The 23,820-nt window shown below is 52.0% G+C and carries 22 protein-coding genes; 5 read left to right on the top strand and 17 right to left on the bottom strand.

Going from position 1 to position 23,820, the window contains the following annotated elements:
• Positions 1–33 precede the first annotated feature (33 nt).
• Positions 34–852 (bottom strand): SDR family NAD(P)-dependent oxidoreductase, encoded by an 819-nt coding sequence (locus BLQ82_RS23655; protein WP_062522114.1) that lies wholly within the window; start codon positions 850–852, stop codon positions 34–36.
• A 107-nt stretch (positions 853–959) separates the two neighbouring features.
• Positions 960–1,559, bottom strand: coding sequence for a TetR/AcrR family transcriptional regulator (locus tag BLQ82_RS23650; RefSeq protein ID WP_062522112.1), 600 nt, complete (start codon positions 1,557–1,559; stop codon positions 960–962).
• Positions 1,560–1,708: 149 nt separating this feature from the next.
• On the opposite strand from BLQ82_RS23650, the gene BLQ82_RS23645 reads away from it, so the two are divergent.
• A complete protein-coding gene (locus BLQ82_RS23645; protein WP_062522110.1) occupies positions 1,709–2,452 on the top strand; it encodes a hypothetical protein in 744 nt (247 codons plus the stop codon).
• Positions 2,453–2,697: 245 nt separating this feature from the next.
• Here BLQ82_RS23645 and BLQ82_RS23640 read toward each other — a convergent pair whose 3' ends face one another.
• The 6 genes from BLQ82_RS23640 to gpr form a co-directional block, all read right to left on the bottom strand.
• Entirely contained in the window at positions 2,698–3,207 is a 510-nt protein-coding gene (locus BLQ82_RS23640; protein ID WP_143013532.1) for an N-acetyltransferase, read from the bottom strand.
• A gap of 74 nt (positions 3,208–3,281) precedes the next feature.
• On the bottom strand, positions 3,282–4,454 hold the full coding sequence (gene hemW, locus BLQ82_RS23635) for a radical SAM family heme chaperone HemW (protein ID WP_062522107.1): 1,173 nt from the start codon (positions 4,452–4,454) through the stop codon (positions 3,282–3,284).
• A 151-nt stretch (positions 4,455–4,605) separates the two neighbouring features.
• On the bottom strand, positions 4,606–6,420 hold the full coding sequence (lepA, locus tag BLQ82_RS23630) for a translation elongation factor 4 (protein ID WP_062522106.1): 1,815 nt from the start codon (positions 6,418–6,420) through the stop codon (positions 4,606–4,608).
• Between the two features lie 255 nt (positions 6,421–6,675).
• Positions 6,676–7,173, bottom strand: a complete 498-nt coding sequence (locus BLQ82_RS23625; protein WP_062522104.1) for a hypothetical protein — start codon at positions 7,171–7,173, stop codon at positions 6,676–6,678.
• Positions 7,174–7,200: 27 nt separating this feature from the next.
• Positions 7,201–8,526, bottom strand: coding sequence for a stage II sporulation protein P (locus BLQ82_RS23620; RefSeq protein ID WP_062522102.1), 1,326 nt, complete (start codon positions 8,524–8,526; stop codon positions 7,201–7,203).
• Positions 8,527–8,916: 390 nt separating this feature from the next.
• Positions 8,917–9,927 carry a GPR endopeptidase gene (gene gpr / locus BLQ82_RS23615; RefSeq protein WP_062522100.1) on the bottom strand — a complete coding sequence of 337 codons (1,011 nt, stop codon included), beginning with the start codon at positions 9,925–9,927 and terminating at the stop codon, positions 8,917–8,919.
• 178 nt (positions 9,928–10,105) lie between these two features.
• Between gpr and rpsT the strand changes: the two genes are divergently transcribed.
• Positions 10,106–10,378 carry a 30S ribosomal protein S20 gene (gene rpsT / locus BLQ82_RS23610; RefSeq protein ID WP_020428112.1) on the top strand — a complete coding sequence of 91 codons (273 nt, stop codon included), beginning with the start codon at positions 10,106–10,108 and terminating at the stop codon, positions 10,376–10,378.
• Between the two features lie 280 nt (positions 10,379–10,658).
• On the opposite strand, the gene holA is transcribed toward rpsT, so the two are convergent.
• The 4 genes from holA to BLQ82_RS23590 all read right to left on the bottom strand — a co-directional run bounded on the left by holA (position 10,659) and on the right by BLQ82_RS23590 (position 14,639).
• A complete protein-coding gene (holA, locus tag BLQ82_RS23605) occupies positions 10,659–11,678 on the bottom strand; it encodes a DNA polymerase III subunit delta (RefSeq protein WP_062522099.1) in 1,020 nt (339 codons plus the stop codon).
• A 269-nt stretch (positions 11,679–11,947) separates the two neighbouring features.
• A complete protein-coding gene (locus tag BLQ82_RS23600) occupies positions 11,948–13,192 on the bottom strand; it encodes a zf-HC2 domain-containing protein (RefSeq protein WP_062522097.1) in 1,245 nt (414 codons plus the stop codon).
• On the bottom strand, positions 13,189–13,737 hold the full coding sequence (locus BLQ82_RS23595) for an RNA polymerase sigma factor (RefSeq protein ID WP_025707659.1): 549 nt from the start codon (positions 13,735–13,737) through the stop codon (positions 13,189–13,191). The genes BLQ82_RS23600 and BLQ82_RS23595 overlap by 4 nt, the downstream gene beginning before the upstream one ends.
• Positions 13,738–13,997: 260 nt before the next feature.
• Positions 13,998–14,639, bottom strand: a complete 642-nt coding sequence (locus BLQ82_RS23590; protein WP_062522095.1) for a bifunctional 2-keto-4-hydroxyglutarate aldolase/2-keto-3-deoxy-6-phosphogluconate aldolase — start codon at positions 14,637–14,639, stop codon at positions 13,998–14,000.
• A 347-nt stretch (positions 14,640–14,986) separates the two neighbouring features.
• On the opposite strand from BLQ82_RS23590, the gene BLQ82_RS23585 reads away from it, so the two are divergent.
• Positions 14,987–15,940: a sugar kinase gene (locus tag BLQ82_RS23585; RefSeq protein ID WP_062522093.1), complete on the top strand. Its 954-nt coding sequence runs from the start codon at positions 14,987–14,989 to the stop codon at positions 15,938–15,940.
• Between the two features lie 123 nt (positions 15,941–16,063).
• Here the strand turns inward: BLQ82_RS23585 and BLQ82_RS23580 are convergent, their stop codons facing one another.
• The 3 genes from BLQ82_RS23580 to BLQ82_RS23570 all read right to left on the bottom strand — a co-directional run bounded on the left by BLQ82_RS23580 (position 16,064) and on the right by BLQ82_RS23570 (position 18,932).
• Positions 16,064–17,089 carry a LacI family DNA-binding transcriptional regulator gene (locus BLQ82_RS23580; protein WP_062522091.1) on the bottom strand — a complete coding sequence of 342 codons (1,026 nt, stop codon included), beginning with the start codon at positions 17,087–17,089 and terminating at the stop codon, positions 16,064–16,066.
• A gap of 155 nt (positions 17,090–17,244) precedes the next feature.
• Positions 17,245–18,399 carry a hypothetical protein gene (locus BLQ82_RS23575; RefSeq protein WP_062522089.1) on the bottom strand — a complete coding sequence of 385 codons (1,155 nt, stop codon included), beginning with the start codon at positions 18,397–18,399 and terminating at the stop codon, positions 17,245–17,247.
• Positions 18,396–18,932, bottom strand: coding sequence for an RNA polymerase sigma factor (locus tag BLQ82_RS23570; protein ID WP_062522087.1), 537 nt, complete (start codon positions 18,930–18,932; stop codon positions 18,396–18,398). Before BLQ82_RS23570 ends, BLQ82_RS23575 begins: the two co-directional genes overlap by 4 nt.
• Before the next feature lie 85 nt (positions 18,933–19,017).
• Here BLQ82_RS23570 and BLQ82_RS23565 point away from each other — a divergent pair, with 85 nt between their 5' ends.
• Entirely contained in the window at positions 19,018–19,167 is a 150-nt protein-coding gene (locus tag BLQ82_RS23565; RefSeq protein ID WP_163704250.1) for a P-loop NTPase family protein, read from the top strand.
• Positions 19,168–19,322: 155 nt separating this feature from the next.
• Positions 19,323–19,640, top strand: a complete 318-nt coding sequence (locus BLQ82_RS23560; RefSeq protein ID WP_062522085.1) for a hypothetical protein — start codon at positions 19,323–19,325, stop codon at positions 19,638–19,640.
• Between the two features lie 165 nt (positions 19,641–19,805).
• On the opposite strand, the gene BLQ82_RS23555 is transcribed toward BLQ82_RS23560, so the two are convergent.
• Positions 19,806–22,670 carry a ComEC/Rec2 family competence protein gene (locus tag BLQ82_RS23555; protein ID WP_062522083.1) on the bottom strand — a complete coding sequence of 955 codons (2,865 nt, stop codon included), beginning with the start codon at positions 22,668–22,670 and terminating at the stop codon, positions 19,806–19,808.
• Positions 22,671–23,154: 484 nt separating this feature from the next.
• Positions 23,155–23,673 carry a deoxycytidylate deaminase gene (locus tag BLQ82_RS23550; protein ID WP_062522081.1) on the bottom strand — a complete coding sequence of 173 codons (519 nt, stop codon included), beginning with the start codon at positions 23,671–23,673 and terminating at the stop codon, positions 23,155–23,157.
• Between the last annotated feature and the right edge of the window lie 147 nt (positions 23,674–23,820).

The raw sequence follows: 23,820 nt of genomic DNA, 5'->3' as shown, positions 1-23,820 counted from the left end.
TCAAGTCAGTTCAGTATCTTGGCTGCGCCCATTTCAGCCTAACCGGGCTTCCCGTGTTGTACGGCAGACCAGCCTCATTACTTTGCGGTGCAGAAAAGGAAAAAGGGTGAATACAATATCCATCGTACGGCGCAGCGGCATCGGATTGACAAGCGCTTTATTCTTCTCTATTCCTTTAAAAGCAAGACCGGCAAAATGTTCAGGAGTCATCAGCTTTTGCTTTTTTACCTGGGCAAGGACCTTCTTCTTATCCATATGCACCGCCTCGCCGCTGTCAAAAATCGGAGTGTCGACAAACGCCGGACACAAGCAGCTAACGTTAACCCCATAGGCCTCAGCCTCATAATGCAGAGAGGTCGTCAGCCCCACCACCGCATGCTTCGCGGCCGAATAAGCACCGCTGCCCGGAGCCGGTCCCAGTCCCGCCGCAGATGCTGTATTCGCTATACTGCCGAAACCTTGCTCCTTCATTAAAGGATAAGCTGCCTGCACACCATGGATTACTCCCCACAGATTGACATCCAGAATCCTTTGCCAGTCCTGCTGCGTCATATCGCCGATCTCGCCGTACATCGCAATCCCCGCATTGTTGAACATATAATCCAAACGCCCAAAATCCCGGTACACGCTATTGACCAGTTCCCCCACTGCCGAACCATCCGCGACATTCACCTGAACAAAGCGGCACGCTCCGCCCAAGCCCTCAAGCTCAGCCACCGTCTTCTCCCCTTCCTCTGCATTCAGATCAGCAATGACAATGTACACCCTTCTTTTAAGGAGTTCCTTGCACAAAGCCTTGCCAATTCCCGAAGCGCCTCCGGTAACAATTCCAACCCGCTGAATCTGAGCCATTCATTATCTCCCCTATTCTTATGTAAGGTGGTAAATCTTCGTATCACATTGGAACAAAATAGTACGTTCGTTCTAATCAAGTCAGGCAGAAGGGAATCGGCTTCTCTTTACCCTTTCCTGCAAATCCCATGCACAAAAATAGTCACACTGCGCTGAAACAGCGCCTCCAGCGGCTCATTCTCCATTGTATACAGATATTGACACAGCCCGCCCAGTAAAGTTCCGAACAAGAACCCTGTGGACTCCAGTTCTTCTTCTCTAAGATCGAATTCTCCGGTTTCCATTCCCTGCTTGAAAATTTCATAATATGCCTGCATGGGTGTTGAAGCCAGCCCTCTCAGCTTTGTCACTGTCTCCGGTGAAGTGGCCGGATTGCTGCCCAACTCCTGGCCGGCCTGCAGCAGCGGCGTTTTGTAGTTGTTGTGAACGAAGGAAGCCATGGCATGCAGCTTCTCCACAGCCGTGCCATAATTGACGGATACTGCCTCCCAGCGCTCTTTCCAGGAACGCATCGTTTCCAGTGCCAGATAGACAAAAAGCTTCTCTTTATTCTCAAAATGATAATAAATGTGCCCTTTGCTGCAGCCGGATTCCCTGGAAATATCAGCGATTGAGGTTCCGGCAAAACCCTTTTGCGCAAAAAGCCGTGCCGCCTTATCTGCGATGAGTGACCTTGTTTCTTCACTGTCATAATGCCTTTTATTCATAGCCGTACCATCCTTGATGGAATTGAACGAACGTCCTAATTAATAGGATACAGCGGCGTTACATTTTTTTCAAGATAAATCCATATTTCCGGATGGATAACGCAACCAATCCCGCGCGTCTTCGTCTGTTCTTTTAGGGGGGATGTACAATGAAGTCACCAAGACAATGGTTCTTGGCTGCATTCAGTCTGATGATAACCGCGCTTATGCTGTCTGGCTGCATGCCTGGTGGGGTGGCGGGCGGGATGCCGGAGAAAGCAGGTCCATATAAGTGCTATTACGGGGACGTTGATTATGCCTCTGTCCTCCGGTGGAACGGCATTACCTATATGGACAATAGCGATGGAGACATCAGCGGGTTGAAAGCAGGGGATAAGATCGGCAAAATCCGCTACCGCAAAGCAGACCATACTTGTCCGCGTGATCCCATGCTGGATGGAGACGCCACGTTGCTGGAAGTGGGTACGCAGCTCTACGAGGTGAAGGGCTACAAAACAGCAGCCCGGCTGATGGCAGGGGACAGGCTGTATGAGGCTACCGACAATCCCTCTGCCCAAACCATTAACGATCTGCTTGATATTGAAGGCAAAATCAAAACAGTACGTTTTGTCAGCGGTATGGACGGGAGTCCTCTGAAGGATTTTACACCGGAAGCTTCTGCCGTATTCATCCGGGAATATCCCAAGCTGAAATATGTTCCATTTAACCAGTTGGCCAAGGAAACCAAACAGTGGGTCGGAGATAAATACTGGCTGGAAATCGAAATGAACGACGGTTCGAGCCGAAGAGTGGTCTACAATGCGATGTTTGCAGCTTTTCATCCTTCCGGCTATGCCACACCTGAGCTGGCCCGGCTGGTGGAAGCGCAGCGCAAGCTGATTTATAGAAAGTAACTCATTATTTCCTAATCAACAAGCAGAAACGGTGAATCCGGCTGATTTCCACCAATTTGGGTGAATCCGCTGAATTCGCGTATACTTGCCCCCAACTTTAATCACATCTTACCTGCAAGAAAGGAAATCATCCCTTCATACTCAACCAAAAAACCACTCTTACGTACAGAGCTTACGCCCTGCTGAAAAGTGGTTGCTGTATTTACTATAAAATAATCCCGCAGGCCTGATGCCCGCTCCGGTTCTTAATCCAGCTTCTTCAGCACGGCGATCTCATCGCAGGCATGCTGTTTCTTACAGTTCACGCAATCAGTCCAGACCTTCTCAGGGAAAATCTCCTTCTCCACGACGGTAAAGCCGTTTCTAAGGAAGAAATCCACTGCATAGGTCAATGCCATGATCTTGGGAATCTTCTGGCGTCTGGCCTCTTCCGTCAACTGCTCCAGAATCATCGAGCCTACGCCTTTGCCTTTGCCCTCATCATGCAATCCAATGGAACGCACCTCTACGAGATCAGCGCCCAATCGGAACAGCGATCCGCAGCCGATGAATTTGCCGTCCAATTCCGCAATCACGAACTGGTCGATCTGGCGGGTCAGTGCTTGCCTGGAACGGGGAAGCATAATACCGCGCTGGGCGTACTCCTCTATCATTAAATACAGCGGCTCCACATCCTCCACTGTAGCATTTCTGCATATCACTTTATGATCTCCCGATGGAGCTGGCTGGCGGATCTCATCCGTTTTGACAAGCACTTTGATTCACCCCTTGTTGTTAATATGAATAAATATACAACACGGTGAATTACAATTCAAGGGGTATTTTAAAATTAAACTTCCGTCAAAACTCCGACAAATTCCCCGAACACATCATTCCCGAACAGGATGCCTTGCTTGCTTAGACGGTAGGTATCCCCATCCTGCTCAATCAGGCCGGCGGCCAGCATTTTCTTCAGCGATCCCGCAAAAATATCCAGCAAAGACTTCCCGAACTGCGCCCGGAACGCCTGATCCGACACACCCTCGCGCATCCGCAGCCCGACCATCATGAAGTCCTCCATCGCCTCCTGTTCGGTTATCTGGAAGGTGTCCAGACGCGGCAGCCCGCTGTGCGAAGCTTCGATATACGGGTTAACCCCCTTAATATTCATATGACGCTGCCGCTTCACATAGCCATGCGCCCCCGCGCCGAGGCCGTAATAATCCTCATTGCGCCAGTACGTAATATTGTGACGGCTCTCCATCCCCGGCTTGGCAAAATTGCTGATCTCGTATTGCCCATAGCCCGCAGCCTCCATCGTGGACATCAGCAGGAGATACATTTCGAGTTCATCCTCTTCACTCGGCAGCGGGAGCTTGTTCTTGTTGAACAGGGTGTGGAACAGCGTATTTTCCTCAACCTTAAGGCTATAGATGGAATAGTGCGGCAGATTAAGCTCCAGCGCTTTGCCGATGCTCTCTCTCAGCATATCTACGGTCTGGTTCGGCAGACCGAACATCAGATCCACCGACAGATTATGCAGACCGACACTGCGCGCGTTCTCCAGGCTGCGGTAGACATCATCCACGTTATGGATGCGTCCGATGCCGCTCAGCAGCTCATTCTGGAATGCCTGCACGCCGAAGCTGACCCGGTTGACGCCGCCCTCCTTCATAACTGCGAGCTTATCCTTATCTGTGGTGCCGGGATTGGCCTCCATAGAGAACTCTATATTCTCATCCCACTGAGGGAAATGTGTTCGGACCGATTTCAGAAAATAGGCCATTTCATCCGGCTTAAGCACCGTAGGTGTTCCCCCGCCGACAAAAATCGTCTTGATCACACCAGGCGGTGTGTGCTTCACCGTCAATTCCATCTCCCGGTCCAGCGCACGCAAGTAATCCATGACAGGCTGGTCCTTGAGGACGTAGGAGTTGAAATCACAATAGAAGCATTTATTCGTGCAGAAAGGAATATGAATGTATACGGCCTCAGGGGGACGGCCATTAATAGGGTTTGTCATAGCTGTCTCCTTTGTTCTATAGAAATTGAACTTTAGATTTACATATTGGGTTGGGCCATTTAGTTAGCCAGAAAAGGGAAGCCGTGAGGCTTCCCTTCAGTAGTCCTTGCCCTATCCACATTGTTCAGCAAAAAAGAAACTTGCCTCGCGGCTATTCATCAATCTTAAGCACCGCCATGAAGGCTTCCTGCGGCACCTCAACGCTGCCGACCTGCTTCATGCGCTTCTTGCCTTCCTTCTGCTTCTCCAGCAGCTTCCGCTTACGTGAGATATCGCCGCCGTAGCATTTGGCCAGCACGTTCTTGCGCATCGCCTTCACCGTCTCGCGGGCAACGACCTTGGTGCCGACAGAAGCCTGGATCGGCACCTCGAACATTTGCCGCGGAATGATTCCGCGCAGCTTCTCGCAGATAATGCGGCCGCGGTTATAGGCGCGGTCACGGTGGACGATGAAGGACAATGCATCGACCTGTTCTCCGTTCAGGAGAATGTCCATCTTCACCAGATTGGACTGGCGGTAGCCGGATATTTCATAGTCAAAGGATGCATAGCCCTTCGTTCCCGATTTCAACTGGTCAAAAAAGTCATACACGATTTCCGACAGCGGGATCTGATAAGTGATCGTTACCCGGTTGGAATCGAGATACTCCATATTGACGAATTCGCCGCGTTTGTTCTGGCACAGCTCCATTACAGTACCCACGTAGTCGTTCGGGACAATAATCCCGGCTTTGACGTATGGCTCTTCCACATAATCAATGGTTCCGATCTCCGGATAGTGTGACGGATTGTCAATCTGGAGCGTTTCGCCATTGGTCAGCTTGATGCGGTAAATAACGCTTGGTGCGGTAGTGATCAGCGGCAGATTGAATTCACGTTCAATACGCTCCTGAATGATCTCCATGTGCAGCAGTCCCAGAAAGCCGCAGCGGAAGCCAAAACCCAGCGCGCTTGAGCTTTCAGGTTCAAAGCTGAGCGAAGCATCGTTCAGCTGCAGCTTCTCCAGCGCTTCGCGCAGATCGTTGTAATCTGAGGTTTCGATCGGATACAGCCCGCAGTACACCATCGGGTTAATCTTGCGGTAGCCCGGCAGCGGCTCCGGTGTCGGATTCTTGGCATCCGTTACCGTATCCCCAACCCGTGTGTCGCCGACATGCTTGATGCCGGCGACGATGAAGCCGACATCACCGATGTTCAGCTCATCCACGATGCTCATGCGCGGCATAAATGCGCCCACCTCAATAACTTCAAATACCTTATCAGTAGCCATCATCTTAATCTTCGAACCGGCACGGATCTTGCCGTCTATGACGCGGACATAGACAATAACCCCTTTGTAAGGATCATAGTGGGAGTCAAAAATCAGCGCCTTCAGCGGAGCATCGGAGGTGCCGGCAGGTGCCGGAACCTGCTTGACCACCTGTTCCAGAATCTCCTTAATTCCGATGCCTGCTTTGGCAGAAGCCAGCACAGCTTCGCTGGCATCCAGTCCGATCACATCCTCAATCTCCTGCTTCACCCGCTCGGGATCGGCGCTCGGCAGATCAATTTTGTTGATCACCGGAAGAATTTCCAGATTGTTATCCAAGGCCAGATATACGTTAGCCAGTGTCTGCGCTTCGATCCCCTGTGCCGCATCCACTACGAGCAGTGCGCCTTCACAGGCGGCAAGGCTGCGGGAAACCTCATAGGTAAAATCGACGTGCCCCGGTGTATCAATCAGGTTCAGCAAGTACTCCTGACCGTCGTCAGCACGATAAGTCAGGCGCACAGCCTGAAGCTTGATGGTGATGCCGCGTTCGCGCTCCAGGTCCATCTGGTCAAGCACCTGCTCTTGCATTTCGCGCGAAGTAAGCGCACCAGTGTATTCCAAAATGCGGTCGGCCAGTGTCGATTTGCCATGGTCTATATGTGCAATAATCGAGAAATTGCGGATTTGTTGTTGTCTTTTCTGAACGTCAGTCATTCCTTACCCCCACAGACAGCCTAATGTTAATCCACTTATTATAACAGTACGCGCTTCACCCATCAATCCCGCCGGCCCCGGACACTCAAAGAAAAGGTACGGAGCACAGAAAAAAAGCGGACTTGCCGCCTCCAGGGGAGACGAAGCCGCCAACTGTTTTCCGATAATCACGCATACTGACCGACAATCTTCGATAAAATGAGCTATATCATGGACTGCATTACGCGGCCCAACCTGCACAGAATGGTGGGCAGCTTATTCTGCAGCCGAGTCGAACAGCGAAACCACCCAGCGGATACTCTTCTGCGAGGCCTCTTGCAGCAGCCCTGCTGTTTTGTCAGCCAGCTTGTCCACTGTTGGCTTTTGCTCATCGGGGATAAGAATCTGCTCCGGGCTCATCCTGCTGTAGTCGGGAACCTCCTGCTGCGGCAAATCCCCGCCCTTAGAAGGTCCCGCAGTGGCTTGCGGCTGCACAGGGACTACTGTATATGCGCCAGTTACAGGATCTACAGACACGGGAACATATACATAAGCCTGCCCGCTTTGTGCCGTACCGGCCGGGAGGCCGGTGCGGGTACCTGCCGCTTTCCCGGTTGGCGCGGTTTGGGCTGTCCCGGTTGTACCGCCCCAGTCCGGCAAAACGGTAGAAGCCCTGGAGCTTCCGCTGCCACTGCCGCCGAACTGCATGCCTATCAATATGCCGATGCCGGCCCACAAGCCGATCATAACCAGATTTTTACCGAACCGCGACATTTCATACTCCTCCTTACCTTTGTACGATCAGTTACTTTGCTTCACAGTGTCTGCACTAGAATCAGGCGCAGCCGCTTTTTCCGCATCATGGCTGTTCCAGTAGACATCCGCAATGGCATCGGCCAGGATATCCGCTGTCCGTTTTAGCTCATCCTCTGAATTGTCGATCCCTCCCACTTCAATTAATACACTGTTAGGGGAAAGAGTCTGGTTGTATTCTCCGTTGTTGCCGTTGCCGGAAGATTTCCCCCAAATGCCGCGGGAAACACCGGGATAGCTTTTTTCCAGAAGCTGATGGATTTTATTGGCGAACGCCTCATTCTTCTTCCAATTTTTATTCGCATGGCCGAGGATAAAATACACCTGGGCGTAACTTTTTCCGTTAATGACGGCTGTAGTTTTGCCATGCCGCTGTGAATCACGGTGAATATCAATCATTTCAGTCATTTCCTGATTGGCGCTCATCGCTGCCTTGACAGTCATGCGCGAATATTTATAGGAAAAGTTCCAATTATAATCCGGCACTGTCGTCGCGTAATCCTGTTGCGCATGCACCGTACCAATTCCGCGCTGCTCCAGTCTTTTGGCAATATATGAGCCTACCAGCATTACATTTTTGGAAGGAACAGCTGAACTTGGGTTGTCACTCTCTACGCCCAGCAGCGGGTTATAGGCCTCCCGGGGGTGGGAATGATAGATTAAAATCCGTTTGACCGAAGCATCCTGGCCGCTGCTGCCGGGTGTAGCTGAACTGCCGTTACCGCTTGTCGGCCCTGGTGCTTCAGTAGGCTCAGGCTGCAGATCAGTCTCTTCTCCGCCAGGCTCGTCCACACCATCGCCATGTGCAGGTTCCGTCCCGTCCCCGGTACCATGGGCTTCTGAATCTCCGGCGGCCAGTTCATCCGTTCCGGGATGGTAGTCCGCAGGAGCATCTTTAGCACCGCCCGACCCCAGCCGGAGCAGAAAAGGATCATCTGCGGCCAGCCCCGGAACCTCGCGGGAGAGCAGGCTCTTCGGGTCCCCAGGGTCCACACTGGTCAGCATCCGGAAGACGAAGGACGTTACGTTTGAGCCTGAAAATGCGGACGGCTCTTCACTTTTCGGCAGATGCGGAACCTCCATCCCCAGCAGCTCCATAAAAAACCCGCTTGATAAAGAAGCCGCCAAACCTTTCATTGAGGGAATGGGCGAAGAGTTCAGCTTCTGTCCGGCCAATCCGCCGGCTCCAAGCAGCATAAAAAATACAAGTGAACCTCCGGCCAGCAGCAGCATCGTTCTCCCCAGCGACAGAACATCCAGCAGCTTGCTCCGCAGCCGGCCGATATTCCATAGCTGAAACCATTTTCTGTTCATTATTGTTATGTCCTCCTCCAGCCCTCTGTAATCTCTTATACTCCCAATCTATGAGCGGAGGAGGAATGCTAGAACCTGAAATGAGAGAACTATAAAAAGAACCGGGCTCTCTCTATCTCTCTATGTGATGGCGTGTGTTGTCTAACACTTAATAGAAGCAACTAACAAAAACAACCTCAGAAAGCAGGAGAAAGCAGAGCCATTTCATAGAAGCTGATTCAGGTACTTTGCGGGGAACCCCAATATATACTTTCTGAAATGTAAAAAAAGCCTGCCTCAACCTGCGGATATGCAGACTGGAGCAGACGGATTGAAACGGCGGACTGTGGCGGGAGGGACAGCTGACTAGGTTAGGCAAACCGGGCGGGCACGGCTGAACCGGAAGGTTGGTCAGTGGGTATACGCCCCTACATTGCCGGGATCAACAGCCTCATGCAGTGCAGCGTTCAATCCGCTGGCTACGATGTTGGCGATTTCTTCAATAAACTCATCAATTTCCTTTGGTGTCACAATGAGGTCATGTCCAAGCGGCTCAAGCACCTCTTTGACCAGAGACAGCCGTTCTTGCTCAGAGATGTCGTCCAGCATGCCCATAATTTCTTTGGTTTGAGTGGCCCCGGCTCCAGCCTGCCCAAAATGCCTGCTCATCATCTCCAGCACATTGTTCACAATGGTTGAAGCATAGCAGACGGTAGGAACGCCGATAGCGATGCAGGGGATACCCAGTATCTCCTTAGTCAGCCCCCGGCGTTTATTGCCAATTCCTGATCCGGGATGGATGCCGATGTCGGCGATTTGAATCGTCGTATTGATCCGCTCCAGTGAGCGGGATGCCAGCGCATCTATGGCGATAATCGCATCCGGCTTGGTCCGGTCGATGATCCCCTGAACCACTTCACTGGATTCAATACCGGTGAGACCCAGCACGCCCGGAGCAATCGCGCTTACATTGCGGTAACCCGGGGAGACCTGATCGGGAACCAACTCATAGAACTGGCGGGTAATCAGCGAATTCTCCACAACAAGCGGTCCCAGTGAATCGGGAGTCACGTTCCAGTTACCTAGACCAACAATCAGAACAGAAGAGTTGCGGTCAATGCCGATTCTGTCCATGAAATGCTCAAATTCACGGGCAAACACCACGGACACCTTCTGCTGCAGTCCGGTATCACCGCCGCGCAGTCCGGGAACCTCCAGGGTTACGTAATTTCCGATGGCACGCCCAATGGCCTGAGATCCCGCATTATTAGCCACGGCAAGGCGGGTAACCTTGATGCCATCCGCCTCTTCCACCTCTTCGTTCACACCGGGAATCGGCGTTTTTTGCGGTCCCTGGGCCATTTCCTTTGCTTCCAGCGCCAAATCTGTGCGTACCGAATACAGCTGAAGATCCAGTTCCATTATAAGTTCAGCCTCCTTTTGCATATTGGTGATAGTGTGCGGGAGAAAGCCATGGTTTATACAGCCGGAAAGGTTAAATTTCAAAGCTTTAGTCTTGCATTTTGTGAGAGGTCATGCTAAACTATTTTAAGTTGTGAATCATTTGATGATTTCGAATGTCTTTCAGGAGGTGAATGCAATGCCAAATATCAAATCCGCGGTAAAACGCGTCAAGACGACCGAAAAACGCCGTGCACTGAACGCTTCCCAGAAATCCGCGCTTCGTACAGCTGTGAAAACTGCTGATGTAGCTCTGACTGGTACAGAAGTGGAAACTGCTCAAGCTGCTTTCCAAGCTGCTTCCAAAAAGCTGGACAAGGCTGTAACCAAAGGCCTGGTTCATAAAAATGCGGCTGCCCGCAAAAAATCCCGCTTGGCGAAGAAATTGAACGCTCTTAAGGCTCAAGCCTAAGCCAAGGGCGACATTAATAATGCGCACTTTAAGAACCTGACCGCTATGCTGCATACGGTTAGGTTTTTTTGTGCGCATTTTTCTTTACTATACCCAACAAACCAGCCGCCAGAACTCAACAACGGCATTTCTGCCGTTCTTTGGCTGCAAACCAGCCTGTGGCGCTCCAACAACAGCAATTCTGCCGTTGTTTCGCTGCAACCGTCCTTCGGACAATTCAAACCAAAATGCCAGCCCACAGCGCATTTTGGCGCTGCGGACAGGCTACTTGCTGTTGCTGCTAGGCTCCCAAACGCAGCATGAACATCTCCAGGCCCAGCACCTTGTCGATGGCGCCGGTCTTCATCTGGTAATCCAGATCGGCCAGGAAGCTGAGGATCTGCCTCAGGCGCTGGCTCTCGAACTTGCGGGCCTGTTCACCCGCCAGCTTGACGGCATACGGATGCAGCCCCAGCTGGGAAGCGATCTGGCCTTGCGAGTAGCTCTGGGCAGATAAATCCTTAACCTGCAAAATAATCCGGAACTGCCTGGCAATCAGCGCGGCAATCTTGATCGGCTCTTCCCGCTGCTTCAGCAGCTCATAGAGCGTATTGAGCGCCTTGTCGAGGCGCAGATTAGCGATATCCTCCACCAGTGTGAATACATTCTGTTCCGTCCCGCGGTGCACCAGACTCTCTATGGCTGCGGCATCCACTATTCCGCCCTTGCCGGCGAACAGGCACAGTTTGTCCATCTCTGCCGACAGCCCCTGCAGCCCTGTTCCCGCATTCGCTACAAGAACCGCAGCGGCTCCCGGTGCCGGCTCGCAGCCCCGGTCACGCACGCCCTTTTCGACCCAGCGCAGCAGCTCTTCTGCTCCCAGCGGATTGAATGCGAGCACCGTTCCTGCGGTTTTGACCGTCTTAACAATTTTTTTGCGTTCATCCAGCTTGTCATTGTTGACCATGAAGACGATCACGCTGAACTCCGCCGGATGCTGCATATAATCGCTGAGAACCTCCACACGGTGTTCTATCTTGGCATTGTCCTTTCCTGCAGTGAACAGAGAAGCATCGCGCACCAGCAGCAGCTTCCGCTCCACCATGAACGGCACAGTCTCCGCTTCCTCCACAACCGCCTGAACCGGCGTTTCAGAAAGATCAAAGGGAATGACAGCAAAATCCCGGTCCTCTTTGGCAATCAGGTGCTCCTCCAGAAAGGCTGCAAATTCATTCATCCGGAACTTCTCGCTCCCGTACAGCACATAGAGTGGCGAAATTTTCCCTTGTCTGATGTCTTTGGCCGCCGCTTTGGCATCCATCCCGCCACTTCCTTTTCTTTTCAAGTCTCTGATTATTGTAACAAAAAGCGTGAAGCATACAAAGTCTTATATCTGCGCAAAAACGGAGCAACTTCGGCAGCCATGGCCTAAGTTGCTCCGTTTCCGCGGCGCATCTATATAAACGACGGAAGGAAAAGCCCTAGAAACTTTCCGACCGGCGGTCATACCGATGGTTCTCACGATCCCTGTATCTCCTGTCCTCTTACCATAGCATATTCCAAGGCCATAGAAAAAGTTCCACTCTGCGATTATTTTGCAGACGGTGCCGGGTCTGGTGTGGCCGCAGGTGCTGTAGTTTCAGTAGGAGAAACCGTCTGCGAAGCAGAAGGAACCTCGGTCGCAGCCGAATCCGGCACAGTGTAGGTCTTCGTAATTTCACTGCCGTTTTGGGTCGTCACATAGGTGAACTCACGGCTGTCCTCCGACCACTCACCGGAGACCCATTCCCCCTCCAGGGGGAGGGAGGTCAGCGCCTTCCTGTCGTCTCTGGAAGCACCCGCTGGTACTGAATAGATTACAAGCTGCTGTCCCGCAAGCTCGGCGTCAAACCGTCCATCCGGCGATGTTGATGGTGAAGCCGCAACCATTGCGGGCATCATGTTCATAATCCCCAATTCTGATGGGGAAGGCTGGGTATCCTTGCCGGATTCCGAATCACCGGCCTCCATTTTGCCCTTCTTGGGCGCGCTGTCCTGTGCATCGGTATCTCCGTTGGTATCAGGACTGCTAATTACATAATTCCGCGCCGCAGGTGTTGTTGCAGCAGGTGTTGCAGCAGCCTTGTCAGGCTTTTGCGTCTGTCCCTTCAAGGCGTCCGGTTTCTTGGTTGTATCAGGCGCCACAGCCGGAGCATCCTCAGTCGGTGCCGTTGATGGAGCGACCATATCCTCAGCCCCGCCGGAAGAATTATTGCCGCTGGCTGAAAACATGTTGTCCTGCGCTGGGTTATCCTGACCTGCGGAGCCTGTCGCACCATCCGCACTGCCCTCCTGCCCCGCCTCCTGGGAAGGTTCAGTGGACGCTATACTTTTTTGCAAAGAAGAGCTTGTATCTGCACTCTGATTGAGCGCCTGGTCGACATCCGCCGCCGGCATACTCTCAGGCATGTTAAAAATAGCAATCAGCAGGATAATTGCCGCCGCTACTGCGCCAATGCCTGTCCGTGCCGCCAATGAAGAGCCCTTGGAGATTTTGCCATGGCTGCTTTTGCGAGAGAGCGGAACGACATTGGATTCATCGGTGCCCGTCATGACCGGCTCCTGAACGCCGCGGTCCAGCTCATCGAGCCGTGGCATGATCGAGTCAACCAGACTGAAAGGGGGCTTCACGTCCGGCAACTGCTCCAGCTGCCGGGAGAGCGTGCTCAGACGGTCATAGACATCCGCGCACGAAGGACAATTGTCGATATGACGGAACATTTCAATCATTTCTTCTTGGCTCAAATCATGATCCAGATAGCGGTGCATCCATTCCATCACCTCCGCGCATTTCATCCTGATACACCACCTTTCTGATACTCTTGAAGTCTATTCTGCAGTTGCTGCCTAGCCCGGAACAAGTACGATTTCACCGTGTTCAGAGGCAGATCCAGCGAGTCTGCAATTTCGTTGTAAGAAAAATCCTGCAAATACCGCAGAACGATTACTGTCCGGTGATGCTCCGGAAGCTGGTCAATCGCCTCACGTATATCCTCCGCCAGGTAACCGGACAACACTTCACGTTCCACATCATGTTTATCCGGAAACACCATTTCATGTTCATCAATAGAAACTGTAGGTTTTGTTCTTCTGAACTTGTCAATGCATATGTTGGTCACAATCCGCTGTACCCATGTTTTGAACTGGGCTTTTTCCTCATAGGATCCGATTTTGGTATACACGCGGATAAGCGCCTCCTGTGAAGCATCCAAAGCATCCTGTTCATTATGAAGAATGTAGAAGGCCGTCTTATATACATGTCCTTCAATTTCTCGCAATAGGGTGATTAGAGCGTCGCGATCGCCCGCTTGAGCGGCTCTGATGAGTCCCTGCTCCACCACGAAGGTTCCCCCTCTCTATGCAATCTTACTGACGCGCAAGACTGCGAAATTGTTGCAAGCCTGTAATCATTATTTTTGTTAATCCATAATCCTTACTAAGCATACAGGGGAAGCTCGAATCATTCAAATACTCTTTTAGTGAAGATTGTTACAATAATGAAATCAGAAAACACGCAAAACAGCCGATTGCACCTTTTTTAGGTGAAAACCGGCTGTTATGTAAGCAATCGCTTTGAATTTTTTTACAGCTAAGCTGGATTTTAAGCGCCTTGAATTTCCTTGAACTTCGCCACATATTTGGCAGCCAGTTCAGTGATCTGGTCGTAGCGTCCTTCCTTGGCCGGAGCGGTCAGATTGCCGCCGATGCCTACAGCGATACAGCCGTTAGCGATCCATTTCTCCATATTGTTCAGATCCACACCGCCGGTAGGCATAATATTCACATGCGGCATCGGCCCTTTGACGGCCTTCACATAATCCGGCCCGAAGGCGCTGCCCGGGAACAGCTTCAGCACATCCACGCCCAGCTTCAGTGCTTCTTTCATTTCATTTAATGTCATGCAGCCCGGCATATAAGGGATACCGTAGAGATTGCACATTTTAGCGGTTTCTTCTTCAAAAGAAGGGCTGACTACAAATTCCGAACCGGCCAGAATGGCGATTCTTGCGGTAAGCGGATCAAGCACTGTACCTGCGCCGATTACCGCACGGCTTCCGTATTCGGCTACAAGGCGTTTGATCGCCACGTCGGCTTCCGGAGTTGTAAAGGTAACTTCAATGTTGTTCAGTCCGCCTTCAATGCAGGCAGCGGACATTTTGACAGCATCATCAGCATTGTCGGCACGGATTACAGCTACTACACCAACGGATGTTATGTTCTGCAATACTTTTATTTTCTTCATCACAAACTCCCTTTCTTGGTCAATCCCCGAAATAAGAATATTTATTTAGATAAACTATTTTATCTATTTTACTAACCACAAGCCAAAACCTTCTAAGAAAATAGTAATAATAATGTCCCCCGGCGTCAATATATATTTATGTAAACCGGCCGTAAAGTCTTCACAAAAACAAAAATATCCTTGTAAAATAAGACTTTTACCCTTTCCAGCGATTTCATAACGTTAATTTATTTCACTGAAATGAGGGATGTCTTATTGTAGAAAACCGATTTATGTGATAATTTCAAGTTACTAATCATAATTCATTTATACAGGGGTTGCATGTTTACCCTGAGGAGGAACTATTCATGAGCAAACAGCTGGATGCAGTTACGTTCGGGGAACCGATGGCGATGTTTTATGCCAATGAGGCGGGCCCGCTGCACGAGGTGACTTCTTTTTCCAAAGCTCTGGCCGGGGCGGAGAGCAATGTGGCAACCGGATTATCCCGCCTGGGGCACAAGACCGGATATGTAACCAAGCTTGGCGAAGATAACTTCGGCCAATTTATCGTCGATGCGCTGAACAAAGAACAGATTAACACCGACAGCATCACTTATACCAAGGAATTCCCAACCGGTATGCTGATTAAATCCAAGGTGCTTACCGGAGATCCCAAGGTTGAATATTTCCGCAAAAATTCTGCTGCCTCCAAGCTGAGCTTGGCCGATTTCGATGAGTCCTATTTCGCTTCCGCCGGGCATCTGCATGTGACCAGTATTTCTGCTGCACTGTCCAAGACCTGCCATGAATTCTCCCTGCATGCTATGGAATTTATGAAGAAGAGCGGCAAAACCGTCTCTCTCGATCCGAATCTGCGCCCGGTACTCTGGCCGGATACAGAAACCATGGTGAACACCATCAACGATCTGGCAACACGCTGCGACTGGTTCCTGCCGGGCCTCAGCGAAGGCAAAACCCTTACCGGCCTGGATACTCCTGAAGAAATTGCCGGCTATTATCTGGAACGCGGGGTATCCCTGGTGGTTATCAAGCTTGGACCTGAAGGCGCTTATTACAAAACCTCCTCCGGGGAGGAAGGGTATGTCGACGGATTCAAGGTGGAGACTGTAGTCGATACTGTAGGAGCTGGAGACGGATTCGCAGTCGGCGTAATCAGCGCGATGCTGGAGAAGCTAACTGTAGCGGAAGCCGTGAAACGCGGCAACGCCATCGGCGCACTCGCCGTGATGTCCCCTGGGGATATGGATGGACTGCCTGACCGGGATGGCCTGGAAAAGTTTATGAGGGCCAGCGTGTAGGCAAACGCAAACCTTTCCTCCCTCATAGTTTGTGTGCGCAGATAAAAGCCCTTCACAGTCTTAGTCAGGCTGTAAAGGGCTTTTTTGCTATAGTGAACACTGTGAACCTTTGAAAAAACCGATCTACTTGGTCCCCGGCGGAGCCTGGACGGATTGTCCCTGCTGCAGCGCAGGCGGAAACCGGTAGGTAATCGGCACAGCAGATTCCTGAGCCTCAATCAAGGAGAGCATGATTTTGGCAGCTTGCATCCCCATCTCATAGGCAGGCTGACGGATCGTTGTGATCGCCGGATTGTAGATCCGGGCAAACTCTGCATCATCAATCCCGATCACGGACAACTGGCCGGGAATCGTTATGGAATGGCGGTTCGCATATTTAAGGATTTCCCCCAGCACCAGATCATTAGCTGCAAGCAGCGCCGTCGGCGGCTGCGGCAGGCTCAGCAGCTCGTCCAGCGCGGAAGCAATCGCCTCTCTGGGCACACTTTGCACGTACCGGTCATTCATTGCGAGGCCTGCTTCCTCCATAGCCTTTTTGTAGCCGCTCATCCGCTCCTTGCGGGGGGTAATCGCATGTTCGCCGAGGGGCAGCGACAAAATAGCAATCGCTTCATGACCCTTCCCCGTCAGCTCTTTGATGGCCGTTTTGACGGCCATTTCGTTATCGAGCAGCAGACTCTGGGTAGTGATTCCCTCCACCAGCCGGTCCATAAAGACAAGGGGATACTCCGCTTCGACCAGACGGGTATAAGGAGACGGATTATCCCCTGTCGGAAAAATAATCAGCCCGTCCACCTGGCGGGCTACAAGCGCCTCCACATGGGTGTTCTCCTTGTCCGCATTCTCGTCGCTATTGCAGATAATCACCTGTATGCCATGGCGCTGCAGCTCATTCTCAATCGCCCGGATGCACTGGATCGACAGCGAATAATCGATATTCGCCACGATAATACCAACCATATGCGTGCGGTTCTGCTTGAGGCTGCGTGCGAGACCGTTCGGCTGATAATTCAACTCTTCAATGACCTCAGCGATACGGTTTTTGGTCGCTTCACTCATATATTTGAACCGTTTATTCAGAAATTGCGAGACTGTGCTTTTTGACACTCCCGCCTTTTGGGCGACATCTTCAATCGTCAGCTTCTTCATATTTCCCGCTCCACTCTATATAGAAAACACCGGCTTTCCCAAACCGCTCGGCAAAAGCGAATACGCAGAAAAGCCATACTTTCTGAACTCATCAAAAAGTATAGCTTTTTTTTAGTAAATTATCTAGTAATCATTATTAAAAGTTGCAGATGGGGCTATTGATTAGACATTGCAGACGGATCTATCTTCTCACCGTATTCATCGTACCACCAGTCGTAGAACCATTGCCGGCCGGTTAACATATTAATCTCCACCGAACGCTGCTCCCCCTTTACTTCATAATGTGCCACGAAATAATCCGCTTTCGTATCTGTACTGATTTCGCCGTAATGAGTCTTAACAGGCCGTTCGTTCTTCACCGTAGTAATGTCCCCAGTGAGTACCTGAAAATTGCCTGTTGCAATATCATACAGCTTATTTTGCTGCGTATATCCGCCTTTTCCATCCTCAGTATAATCAACAAGGAGTAATTCCTCCCTGTCCTGGTCAATAGCCATGAAGGATTTGTACAAACCATAAGCTGAGTCAACCGTCAGGAGCTCTCTGGGAACAACTACTTCTCCCACTGCAGCCTTTCTTAGATCAATTGCGGCAAGCTTGGCTGGGTTAGCCCCCCGCCCCACTCCCAACGTATAAGCGTTGTGGGAAAACAGAAGATAATCTCCGGCCCCATAGATGTATCCTAAATCAAAATAGGTCTGTGCCCCTCCTGCATACAGAGGGAATGTATATATTCTTTTGGCCGAATTGGCCGACAACTCGGAATGGCCCTTAGGGGTCAAATACAGTGTGTAGGGTTCTGTATTGTGCGTATATTTCGGTTTGAGGTAATCCACCCTTGGCGGAGGCGGTGACCATACGATGCCTACGGATGTTTCTACAGCAAAAGCACGCTCCTTGCTTCTGTCCAGCGGCAGAGGCATGTAGTACTTCAACCCGTCAATCTCAAACTCAGCAGAGCCAACGGGCGGGTTATACGTCTGTGAAGACGCCGTAGGCTGAACCGCCGCTCCAGTAGTAGTGCTCCAGAGCGAAGGAAGCTTCCCGGCGTAGTCCCCTTTGCCCCACTCACCCAGAGGCCATATCAGAACACCGAACAGCAGGAGAGCGGCCAGGCAGGTGAGGCCGAGGCTTTTGCCGGAACGGAATTTAGACTTAGACGCCCCATTGCTGTCCGCAGCTGCTTCGATCCGGGCCATCAGCTCTGAAGTAAATCCATCCTCCGCAAAAGGACTTCGGCCAGCTTTGGCATACCATTCCTTTTCTCCGGTCATTATCAGGTTCTCTTCCTCTTTATGTCCTGTTGTCATAGGTCTTCCTCCTTCATCGCTGTTCTTACCTTGGCCCTGGCCCGGGCCAGCCGGGATTTGACTGTCCCCTGTGCAACGCCGAGCAGGGCAGACATCTCTGCTACAGACAGCTCCTGCCGGATATCCAGCACCAGCACCTCCCGGTGCTTATCCGGCAGCGCCATGATAATCTCCCAGATGCGGCTGACATACTGGTTGCCGATCGCTTCCTTTTCTGCGGAAGGTGCTAATCCGGGCCCTTGCCGGTCGCCAAGCGGAGTGAATCTGCGCCAAAAGCTGTTCCGCCTGAAGCTGAATGCCGTATTGCGTGTAATTGTCAGCAGCCAGGTTTTTAACGTAGATTGACCGCGGTATTTGCTGATTCCCTTGTAAGCCTTCAGGAACACCTCCTGGCTGATATCATTCGCCTGCTCCCGGCTGCGGGTCAGAAAAAAAGCATAATGCCACACATCGGACCCGTAAGTCTCCATCATCTCCCGCAGCGTCATGACCGGCGCATAGGCCACGGCATAGGGCAGTTCTTTGCTCTGCATCTCTCTCACCTCTCAACCAATAAGACTCTTCAGGCTGCAAATGGTTCCCTCGAATTTCAGAGAAAATCCACGAAATTCCTGCGCTGTGGCGTTTGTTCAGGGCGCTCCCGGAGGAATCGGCCAACCGGTCAACGAACGGGGAAGCACCTTATCCGCTTGCCAGGGGCAGTTAATGTCCTTCGCCCGTGCCGTTGCCCATGATCCGGCCATCTTCGTTCTCGACGAAGCTTCGTGAATAAAGGAATGTTCTCCACATAGAAGGTCAACTTCTGTTTCGGAATACGCATATTTTTCAGGCCTGAAGGGATGAATAAAGGCGATGAATACAGCAGTATGGACTCAGAAGCTGGGCCTAGGCAATTTCATTGAACATATGAGGAGGATAAACATATGGAGCAGCCCCCACAAGAGGTTTTTGGTAATTGGCAGCATGCTTATGAAGAAGATGCCCATGGCATTGCGGTCTATCGCCCAACCGCCAATAATTCTGGCTCGTCCCAAGAGCGTGAAAGATTAGAGATCCATCAGGACGGAACCTTCTCCAGAATAATTCCCGGCCGGAGTGAAGTTCCAGATGTTATAAAGGGCGAATGGGAGCAAAAAAAGGATAAGCTGATCCATGTCTCCTATGAATCTCCCGGCCTAGCGCCGCAACAGCTGGAAATCATAGAAAGCAAACCGGATATTCTCAAGGTGCGCAAACTCTGAGCTGTACCCGGGCACAAATAATAACGAATATAAACCAGTAATTCACAAATCCGGGTCCCCCTCTAGCGAGCAGAAGGGGATTCTTTGCAATTCAGGCACACTAACTCTCCTTTGCCCGTGCCATCAACCAAAATCCACTGCTGCTATATATATTGCCTGGCTATGTCATTCTGCAGCTCTCGTTCCCGGCTCCAGCTTATGACGTACCGCGATCCCTTCCCGCCGGACTTCCATCTGAATTTCCCCTTGCAGATCGGTCCGGTACACAGCAGTGCTGCTGTCAGCCAGGCGCCTAAGCACATCGCCATTCGGATGCCCATACAGATTATTGACGCCTGCGGAAATTACGGCTGCGCCGGGGCTCCAGAATCCCAGCCATTCTGCCCCCGTTGCGGTTTTGCTGCCGTGATGGGCCACTTTCAGTACATCAATTGGACCACCTTTTATAGCTCCAGCCTTCTTGCCGTCCAGCAGGATTGCATCCTCCGCCGCCTTGTCCATATCCCCTGTAAAAAGAAAGCTCCGGCCGTTCATCTTCAGCCGGAAGGCCACCGACTTGTGGTTCTGGTCCTCCACCTCCGGGAGCTTGGCCTCCCCTGCCTTGCGCGGGTCCGGCCACAGGAACATCAGCTCCGTCATATCATCCGGAGCAAGCGCCTGTCCCTGCTGCACCGGATACAGCCGGACATCTGCCGCAAGTGCTGTGTTCATCAGCTTGCTGTATGTGCCTCCCTTAGCGAGTGTTCCATTGAACAGCAGCGCCGACACAGGCATCCCCTCCAGGACTGCCTGAAGTCCCCCGGCATGGTCCTGGTCCCCATGGGTCAGGATGATGGCGTCCAGGCGGTGTATGCCCCGCTGCTTCAATACCGGCAGCAGGGTCTTAGCTCCGACCTCAAACGGACTGCGGCGGACGCGCCACGCTTCCTTGTGGCCAAAGCTGACTGTGCCGCCGCCATCAACCAGAATATGGGCTCCGCCGGGGGTGGTAATCAGAATACTGTCACCCTGCCCCACATCCAGGTAGCTGATGGCTCCGGCACCTCCAAGCTGCTCCGAGTGATACCCCCTGTACAGCAGCAGTGCTAATCCAACTGCACATAAGAGAACTGACGGCCCGCTCCAGCGCATGGACTCCGGCATTTGCAAGGGATTAGGCTTCAGGTTTCCTCCGGCTCCACTCCATACCCCAGCTGCCCGGACGCTTCTCCCTCTGCTGTCTTGAGGATCCAGCTCCGTCAACGGTTTGGTCTCATCCTCCATGACCTGCGGGGCCAGCCGGGCCTCGATACGCCGCTTCATGGCATAGAGTAGTCCATAGAGCAGGCCATAATAGCTGCAGATCCACAGCAAGGAGGGTGAACTCCAGATCAGCACACCGCCCGAAAACCCGTTCATCCACCCCACCGCGCTAAATGTAGCATCATTCAGAAGTTCCGCAGCATGTGCAAGCACACCTGCAGCAGTCTGCCAGAAGCGGCCAAGCAGCAGTGCAGCCGTCCCGAGCGGCAGTACCAGAAAGGTAATAAAAGGAACAAACAGCAAATTGGCGGCAAAGGAGAGCAGAGAAAACTGGTTGAAATAATAGAGGGTCAGTGGAAAAGACACAAGCTGCGCCACCAGTGTGACTGAAGCCGTACTGCTCAGCCAGCGGGGCAGCCTGCACAGCAGCGGATTCACCAGGGGAACATACACCATAAGTCCTGCCGTCACCAGAAAAGACAGCTGGAAGCTTACGCTGAGCAGCAGATACGGATTCCAGAGCAGCATCATCAGCGCTGCGGCCGCGAGAATGTTCATTCCATCCTTCAGCATGCCAAGCCGCGCAGCGAGCAGGGCAATCATACTCATAATTCCTGCCCGCACAATGGACGGTCCGGCACCGGACAGCAGCACATAGACAGGTATCAATACTATCGTCACGGTTAGTGCTGTTTCTCTGGTGAGGCGGAAGCGTTTGAGCAGAAATAAAATCACGCCGACATACACCGCCACATGCATCCCGGAGATCGCCAGAATATGCGTCAGCCCCAGCTGTGAGAACTGCTTGAACGTTTCTTCATCCAGATCGTCCTGCAAGCCAAGGACAAGACCCTTCATGTACCCCGCATGCGGCTCATGAAATAGACCGTCCATCTCGGCTCCTAGCGCGGTTCGCACCGCATCATTCCAGCGCAGAATGCTGGAGGGACCCCAGGAATCCGGCGGAACAGCCTGTACGCTTGCCGTCCCCTCCCCCTTGAGCAGCCAGTGAATTCTCTGCGTCAGCAGATATGCACGGTAATCAAACCCGCCGAAGTTCCGAGCTTCCCCCGGCTGCTTCAGTTCACCCTGTACGGCCACCCGGTCTCCCCTCTTCCATCCGCCGGCATCAGCGATTTCCGACTCAACCTGGAGCGTGATTTGTACAGCGATGAGTTCTCCCGCAACTTCTTCCCGGCCCAGCTCCATTAGCTGATCTTTCGGCCCATCGGCTTGCGTGCCCGCATCTTGCCGCTGCCTCTCTCCTTGTTTCCGGGTATCTCCCAGCTTCCCGGCAGCGCCCTGCTTGTTATCCTCCGTGCCAGTTGCAGGCATTGCCGAATCCGCACCTTTCCCGGCACTTCCCCGCTTGTTCTCCTCTGCGCCAGTTGCAGGCATTGCTGAACCTGTACCTGTTCCGCCCAGCCCCATCCGCGACAGCTTCACAGTAAAATCCACCCGGTCCCCATCCCGTTCCACAGGAGAGACAATTTCCCCTTCTGCAGTTACATAAGTTTCGTTCAGCTCTGCCATGGATTGCCCAAATGCCAGCGGGAGCAGGCTGACATTTCTTCCTTCGTTCCATTCCCAGTACAGGGTGGCAGCAACGAGTGACAGCCCCAGCACAACTGAGATTTTCCAGCCGCTTCTCCCGCGGACAGCACAGATTGCAAGCAGCAGCAGACAACCCGCTGTATAAAGCAGCAGCTTATATCCGGAGAACAGACAGCCTGCAGCACTCCCGATGATCCAGCACACCGTAAAGCTTAACAGCGGCCTTTTTTTCATATATGTATAACCCTCCTTACTATTTTTGAGCCAGATGAGTTGAACTGGTGAATGAAAGCTTGGGGAACACAATGAAGCTCATAAGGAACCATAGCTAGGTGGAAAAAGTAAATCTAATTCGCTGAAACCCTAGCTGCAGAAGGTTTTAGTTGGATTTTGTACACCTCACTCATGCCAAATCATCCCATACAGCCGCTTTTAGCCGAATTAGTGGTACTTTTTCCCACATAAGCTATTCCATAAGCCGAATGAACTGAATTAGTGATACTTCTTCCCACTAAGATTGATCGTTCTGTTCAATCTATGTAGCTGCAGCAAGCTGCACAGCACTCCGCTACCACTGATTCCGCCGATCTTACACAGATTCTTATAGGGCGAAGTGCGAATACAGCAAAAAGAACCCCTGCATACGCAAAAATCGCGTGCACAGAGGTTCTTCCCCTGAAGCTTGAAGCTTATTCGATCAGCTAACATCGCCTGCTTGCTATTCCGATACGGTGATCATCGTTTCCTTCGGTGGTTCATAGTTCTCCAACTGACGGAAAATAATGCCTTTGGAGGCCAGCATGGCCTCTACTTTCTCCATGTCCTTGCGGTAAGGACGCAGATAGACGATCTCGACAATCCCGCTGTTGGCCAGCATATTGGCGCAGGTCCAGCAGGGTTCATCGGTGACATAGACGGTGCTGCCCTCCCGGTCGCTCCGGTCCGTGAACAGCAGCAGGTTCTGCTCGGCGTGAATGGTGCGGATGCAGCGCTGCTTCTTCACCATCGTCTCCACACCGTTAACGACTTCGCGTTCATACTGCTCCGAAACCATGCATCCCGCCTCGGAACAATCCGGCACCCCCATAGGTGCGCCATTATACGCTGTGCCCAGAAGCTTTTTGCCCTGTACGAGGACCGCGCCAACATGGCGGCGGGGGCAGCGCGAGCGTGTGGAGACCATGCAGGCAATATCCATGAAATAAGTATCCCAATTCTTACGGTAGGCTACAGTCATCAGCAATCTCCACTTTCTCTTCAATAGTTGTTCATTATTGTAGCATATTGCAGCAAGCTTTCACTAGGACATCCGATACGAAAAAAACCGGCGCTAAACCTGCTTATGATGCTGATCCATTAGCATTCTCACAAATGGATAGCTACC

The organism is Paenibacillus jilunlii (genome assembly GCF_900102965.1).
GTDB lineage: Bacteria > Bacillota > Bacilli > Paenibacillales > Paenibacillaceae > Paenibacillus_AQ > Paenibacillus_AQ jilunlii.
This window is presented reverse-complemented; position numbering and strand designations above follow the sequence as displayed.

What these genes read in the sequence shown, in the direction of transcription:
- rpsT (WP_020428112.1), top strand. Translation starts at nt 10,106, where the DNA reads ATGCCAAATATCAAATCCGCGGTAAAACGCGTCAAGACGACCGAAAAA.
- BLQ82_RS23580 (WP_062522091.1), bottom strand. Translation starts at nt 17,089, where the DNA reads ATGAAGAAGCTGACGATTGAAGATGTCGCCCAAAAGGCGGGAGTGTCA.
- BLQ82_RS23650 (WP_062522112.1), bottom strand. Translation starts at nt 1,559, where the DNA reads ATGAATAAAAGGCATTATGACAGTGAAGAAACAAGGTCACTCATCGCA.
- lepA (WP_062522106.1), bottom strand. Translation starts at nt 6,420, where the DNA reads ATGACTGACGTTCAGAAAAGACAACAACAAATCCGCAATTTCTCGATT.
- hemW (WP_062522107.1), bottom strand. Translation starts at nt 4,454, where the DNA reads ATGACAAACCCTATTAATGGCCGTCCCCCTGAGGCCGTATACATTCAT.
- holA (WP_062522099.1), bottom strand. Translation starts at nt 11,678, where the DNA reads ATGGATGCCAAAGCGGCGGCCAAAGACATCAGACAAGGGAAAATTTCG.
- BLQ82_RS23600 (WP_062522097.1), bottom strand. Translation starts at nt 13,192, where the DNA reads ATGAAATGCGCGGAGGTGATGGAATGGATGCACCGCTATCTGGATCAT.
- BLQ82_RS23575 (WP_062522089.1), bottom strand. Translation starts at nt 18,399, where the DNA reads ATGACAACAGGACATAAAGAGGAAGAGAACCTGATAATGACCGGAGAA.
- BLQ82_RS23590 (WP_062522095.1), bottom strand. Translation starts at nt 14,639, where the DNA reads ATGAAGAAAATAAAAGTATTGCAGAACATAACATCCGTTGGTGTAGTA.
- BLQ82_RS23585 (WP_062522093.1), top strand. Translation starts at nt 14,987, where the DNA reads ATGAGCAAACAGCTGGATGCAGTTACGTTCGGGGAACCGATGGCGATG.
- gpr (WP_062522100.1), bottom strand. Translation starts at nt 9,927, where the DNA reads ATGGAACTGGATCTTCAGCTGTATTCGGTACGCACAGATTTGGCGCTG.
- BLQ82_RS23570 (WP_062522087.1), bottom strand. Translation starts at nt 18,932, where the DNA reads ATGCAGAGCAAAGAACTGCCCTATGCCGTGGCCTATGCGCCGGTCATG.
- BLQ82_RS23555 (WP_062522083.1), bottom strand. Translation starts at nt 22,670, where the DNA reads ATGAAAAAAAGGCCGCTGTTAAGCTTTACGGTGTGCTGGATCATCGGG.
- BLQ82_RS23560 (WP_062522085.1), top strand. Translation starts at nt 19,323, where the DNA reads ATGGAGCAGCCCCCACAAGAGGTTTTTGGTAATTGGCAGCATGCTTAT.
- BLQ82_RS23655 (WP_062522114.1), bottom strand. Translation starts at nt 852, where the DNA reads ATGGCTCAGATTCAGCGGGTTGGAATTGTTACCGGAGGCGCTTCGGGA.
- BLQ82_RS23550 (WP_062522081.1), bottom strand. Translation starts at nt 23,673, where the DNA reads ATGACTGTAGCCTACCGTAAGAATTGGGATACTTATTTCATGGATATT.
- BLQ82_RS23620 (WP_062522102.1), bottom strand. Translation starts at nt 8,526, where the DNA reads ATGAACAGAAAATGGTTTCAGCTATGGAATATCGGCCGGCTGCGGAGC.
- BLQ82_RS23645 (WP_062522110.1), top strand. Translation starts at nt 1,709, where the DNA reads ATGAAGTCACCAAGACAATGGTTCTTGGCTGCATTCAGTCTGATGATA.
- BLQ82_RS23625 (WP_062522104.1), bottom strand. Translation starts at nt 7,173, where the DNA reads ATGTCGCGGTTCGGTAAAAATCTGGTTATGATCGGCTTGTGGGCCGGC.